4 protein-coding genes are annotated in these 5,035 nt (G+C 47.4%); all 4 read right to left on the bottom strand.

The window, feature by feature from the left end; genetic code table 11:
- Positions 1-139: 139 nt before the first annotated feature.
- Positions 140-667, bottom strand: a complete 528-nt coding sequence (locus GX135_03175) for a hypothetical protein (GenBank protein ID NLN85094.1) — start codon at positions 665-667, stop codon at positions 140-142.
- A 55-nt stretch (positions 668-722) separates the two neighbouring features.
- On the bottom strand, positions 723-1,682 hold the full coding sequence (locus tag GX135_03180; protein NLN85095.1) for a DUF4384 domain-containing protein: 960 nt from the start codon (positions 1,680-1,682) through the stop codon (positions 723-725).
- Positions 1,683-1,702: 20 nt separating this feature from the next.
- Entirely contained in the window at positions 1,703-3,895 is a 2,193-nt protein-coding gene (locus GX135_03185) for a hypothetical protein (GenBank protein ID NLN85096.1), read from the bottom strand.
- Between the two features lie 294 nt (positions 3,896-4,189).
- On the bottom strand, positions 4,190-5,035 hold an 846-nt coding region (locus tag GX135_03190; protein ID NLN85097.1), incomplete at its 5' end, for a formylglycine-generating enzyme family protein.

Genomic DNA, 5,035 nt, shown 5'->3' on the forward strand with positions numbered 1-5,035 from the left:
CAAAGAAAGTCCACGCCTGACTCTGGCTCAGGAGTAACCGCGCATTAACTCATTATCATCCCCATTTTTTATGAGGATGATAATGAGAAGCTATAAGGTCATGTTAGGTCTGGGGTAAAGGGTGAGGTTATGGAATATTTTAATCAAACTCCCTATCAAGTTCATTGAAAGCTTGGGAGGCTTTGAATTGGTTGTAAAGGGCTTCCTCGTTGCGAATATTTTCAATCAGATTTTGTGAAATCTCCTTTTTGGGAATTTTCATCTGGATGTACGTGGTAAAGTGTGTGTCTCCTGCTTTTTTTTCTTTATAGACTTCCATACTCCCGGTTGTGGTTCCGCTGAAATCAGATGAGGAAATCACTTTCACCACATTCTGGGTAAGCGCCAGAACTTCTGGGTTGCGCACACCAGCTTCCTCTTCATAATTTTTGATCATAGATCTCACATGGGCTTCCACATAGCGAGATGCTTCCGCGATAGCATTGGCGCGAGCCGCTTCGATGGACATGGTTTGGCTGACTTTTGTAGCCATACCATAAGCGCAGAGATTTTCTGTATCATTCTGGGTGTCCCACCATTTGGGGAAATCCATTTTGACCCGGCTGCTGCTGCATGCTGCCAGTGTCAGCAGCGTTACGATGATGATTAGCCATTTTCCTGTTTTCATTGTTTCTCCTTATTTGCCGGTTCGCTTCCAAGGCTACCGGCTTTTAATATTGTTTTCATTTGAAAATATGCAATTGTGCCAGCTTTTCCACCCTGAGACCGGGGTCCCCGCGTCCCAACCATCTTTGGAATTTAATAAAACTTTGGTCATCCGCAGGGTCGATGAATCCATCTTCCGAATTGATTGAAAAATCCTCCCAGCCCGTAATCTCCCGAGCTGAATAGATAAAATAGAGCGTTTCAATGCTGTGGTCCCGGTCTGGGAGAGTAGCTGCTCCAAGCCTTTGACTCCAAGGTTCCTGCGCCCAAACGCGGTTATCTGGAAAAAGCCGAGAAGGAAAGACCAAAGCCACGCTGTTGTCTGCCAAAACATTGAAAACATAGAGGTAACCATCACGGTTCGCGGTGGCATGCACCCAAAAACGTTCGCCGTCCCGCAAAAGGGTCTCGCTGAGTTCCACCTTCAGGTTATATTCGGAATTGTAAGCCCGGGGAAGCTGGATAATGTCTGCCTTATAACTAATCTCGCAGCGCATGAAATCGCTTTCCACGGTTGTTTTGGAGCGAACCAAGGTTTCATTTTCAAAGCGCCCGGCGGAGGATGTTAACATAAAGATGCTTTTAGCCATGTGTTCATCGAATTTATCGTTTATTTCCACATACATGTCCGTGACCATGGTGCTGATGGAAACATCCACCGGCAAAGCCTTTTGCAAAGCCAGTTCACGCGTCCGCGCCAGCGATTTTTCCCTTGCTTCCTGGGGAGAAGTTTCGAAACCATAAACAAAAAAGGTGTCTATTTCGACGGTGACTCTGGAACCTGGAACTTGCGCTCCACTTACAATTTGCTGGTTTTGTTTGGGCAGGGATTTGCCTGTGGTAAAATGTGGCTCCAAAACGTCGGAACCCTCTTCATGGAAAGCCCTGGCTGCTCCCGCGCGTGAGGCTTCGGCATCGTTGGTAGCCGCGTTTTTGCCCACAGAGGCGCAACCAGCCATCAAAAGCAGCAGTGCCATGAGAGCGGGTGAAAACCTTGTTACCACTGCAGCAACACTTTATTGTGGTCCCCGCTTTGAAGCTGAGGGTCCTGTTCCCTTCCCAAACGACGAGCCATACTGCCCACATGTTCACCCAGATACAGATTCAATTCAAGTTGGGTAATCTTTCTGTCTCCATTGGTGTCAGCCTCACCGCGCAGACCCTTCATCAGGTAATATGTAAAAAGACCGTGCTGCATGTCAGGATAAGAACTGGCTATCTGGTTTCCGCTGGCGGCGGAAAAAACGGTAACATTTGGAGCCACCGCGGGAAGCTCCGGGCTCAAAAACACCGGTTTGGCCATTGCCAGAATTGACTCACTGGTACGGTCTCCACCACTGAAGCAGCTATCAAGGAATAGAGTCACCTCACTTGATTTCAGGTTGCCAAGATTGACGTAAAGCTCTTGGAGTGAAATGCCGGTGTTCTCTGCATAGTTGGGGTTTCCATCTTGAGGCAACAGATAGGCTTCACCTCCATCCATGCTGGGAGCGCCATGACCGCTGTAATAGATAAAAATCTCGTTGCCCTTTTTATTGGCGTTTTTATCCAGCCAGCCTTTGGGATTGAAAACTGCCTGCAATTCCCCCAGAGTGGCATCATCGTCGTTTTTCACATAGATGTTCGCGAGAGGAATGCCCAGAACCTTGGTGAAATACTCTTTCATAAATTCCGCGTCCCTGCGGGCAAAATCCGCACGTGGCACGTTACGATAATTTTCAATGCCAATAATCACGCCCCAACGGTTCTTTTTCTGTGAACCAAGCGCGGGGATATCTTGCTCCACATCCACGGAGAGCGCTGGCGCCAAGCTGATGATGGCGTTTGATTCTTTTCCCAATACCACCATCTGATCAGCAGTGCGTTCCACCCGATTAAAAGCAAGGTTCAATGGTTGCTCATCCATTCCATAGCGACCGAGGCTTTCCTTCAATTCCAGTTTTAGGTCAAGTTGGGTGGCGGTCTTCGCGGTCAAAATGTCGAAGACCACGTCTTTATATTCGCCCGCGTCCATATTTCCCAAATTGTAGGTATCAGTAGGGTTTTCTCCGGTGAAATATACCTTTTCACCTCTGATAATGCGCGCGATAACGTTTTTGGCTTGACCCTGTCCCCGGTTGTGGACACGGACGCGAATTTCGACCGTTTCGCCCGGTTCGATTTTCCCGTTTTTATTGTAGTCAGCGATACCGATATCTGCAATATAAAGCTCTGGTGGCTGCAGGGCGCGTGTGTAAAAGCTGATTATTTTATCGTCAGGCGGAAAGCCATACTGCTCATGGAAATCTATCTTGAGCCTGGCCTGCGCGTTCTGGATTTCCATGCCGGCAACAAGCTTCACCTCTTTGCTGACACTGGCTCCAGGCTTGATTTCACCAAAATAGACGCTGCCTGGATGGCTGACACCGCTGAGGTTGCCAAGATCGAACTTGGCTTCAACCATTTGCGCGCTGCCCTCGCCTCTATTTTGAATTGTTATGGTAACTGTTGCTGTCTCCTCCGCATCCAACATATCATTTCCGCTGGGTTCGCTGAAGCTGACACTTGCTGTCAAATCCGGTGGAACCAAAGAAGCTATTTGGCCGGAACCGACCAAGGCTGGAGCTTTGTTTGTGGAAGAAAAAATACCCGCGGGACCGCTTATCCGGGCTTCCAGATAGCTCCACTGTAGATTTTCGTTCAGTTGCCGCGTGACCCGGACCTCATAACGGGAAAAATTGTCCTTTACCAGTTTTCCTTTATCCAGCGGAACCACAATTTCGTAGCTGCGCTCAGGTGTGCTCAGCTTGAATTTTTGCGTGTCGGCATTGTAAATTCCCAAAGTACCTTCTACCACCACATCTTCACGAGATTGTTGCAAGAGGGCATGAAAGCGGCTTAACATTTTGGCTCGCTGGTTTTCATGGGCGGCCAGAGCGTCGCGTTTTTTGTGCTCATATTCTGCCACTATGGCCTTTTTTTGATTCTCAATGTTTTTTTTGCGCTCCTCAAACTGAGCCGTGGTTTCAAATTCGTCCTTCACCGGACTTTGAAAATCTTTCAGCCGCGCATCTCGTTCCGAATCCAGCGCGGTGGTGTTAAATGGGACGTCCAACCAGCTTTTAAGGGCACGTGCCTCCTCCAAAAAGCTGGCTTCCAACGCACTGGCAACAAATAGAATCAACAACAAACCAAGTATTTTTCTTCTCATGCTGACCTCACAATGTCTTTGAAGAAAGAATTATTTTTGTGTGGATTCCTGTCAAGAAGAATCTAAATTGGCGCATTCGTAATTCTGAAAATATTGTTACTTCGTTCAGGAAAGCCACCGCTGGGAAAAGCAAAACTCATTTGGTCGTTTGAACTCCATAAACTTTGTACATTGTGATCTCCAAATCCAACAAGGGTTCGTTTTTGAGATGCGCTGTCATTGTTGGCTGTCTTTGACTCACACATATTATTCTTTTTTTGCTTCCGGCTCAGAGACCATAAAACTTGAACTTATTTAATAAAAAACTCCCGCAACCCGAAAACCGTGGTTGCGGCTATTGCTGATAGGCTTGCTGTTGCTTCGATTCGACACCCGGCAAAGATCGAGGTTGGACCAGGAACCGCCCCGAAGCACACGGTAGGAACCTGAATTTGGTCCTTTTGGATTTATGCTGGGACTCTTTTTATAATAAGAACCCGCATACCAATCCCAGCACCATTCCCAAACGTTACCGCTCATGTCGTGAATACCGAGCTCGTTGGAGTTTTTGTCTCCAACACTGTGTGTCCTTCTATCAGAATTCCCTTCATACCAAGCTACCTCGTTTATATCATCAGATCCTGAATATACGAAACCCTTGCTTTTATGACCCCCTCGCGCAGCATATTCCCATTCCGCTTCTGTAGGCAGTCTGTAACCATTGGCATTCCAATCGCAAGTGATGCCGCTGCCCTTACCGCTGTAACAGGGAGTCAATCCCTCTTGGATGCTACGACGGTTACAATATTCCACAGCATCATACCAGCTTACGTTTTCAACAGGAAGATTGTCATCCTGCCAGTTTGAAGGGTTATTTCCCATCACCTCTTTCCATTCTTTCTGAGTCACTTGATATTTACCAATCCAAAATGATGAGACGATAACTTCATGAATCGGCTTTTCTTGACTTCTCCCGTCGTTCGATCCCATCCGAAAGCTACCACCTTGCACAGACACCATGCTTTTTGGAGCATGTTTAACACTGATCCTAAATTGCCAGCCTTCTGGCTCAAATCCCTCCAAGATTGGATTCCAGAAAACACGGTGGTCTTTGCCCGGAAAGATAGACTCGGTAGTGCTTGTTCCCAACATGAATGAGAG

This window comes from Candidatus Cloacimonadota bacterium (genome assembly GCA_012522635.1).
Classification (GTDB): Bacteria; Cloacimonadota; Cloacimonadia; order Cloacimonadales; family Cloacimonadaceae; genus Syntrophosphaera.

Coding starts and splice junctions, on each gene's coding strand:
- GX135_03185 (NLN85096.1), bottom strand. CDS start 3,895: ATGAGAAGAAAAATACTTGGTTTGTTGTTGATTCTATTTGTTGCCAGT.
- GX135_03180 (NLN85095.1), bottom strand. CDS start 1,682: ATGGCACTGCTGCTTTTGATGGCTGGTTGCGCCTCTGTGGGCAAAAAC.
- GX135_03175 (NLN85094.1), bottom strand. CDS start 667: ATGAAAACAGGAAAATGGCTAATCATCATCGTAACGCTGCTGACACTG.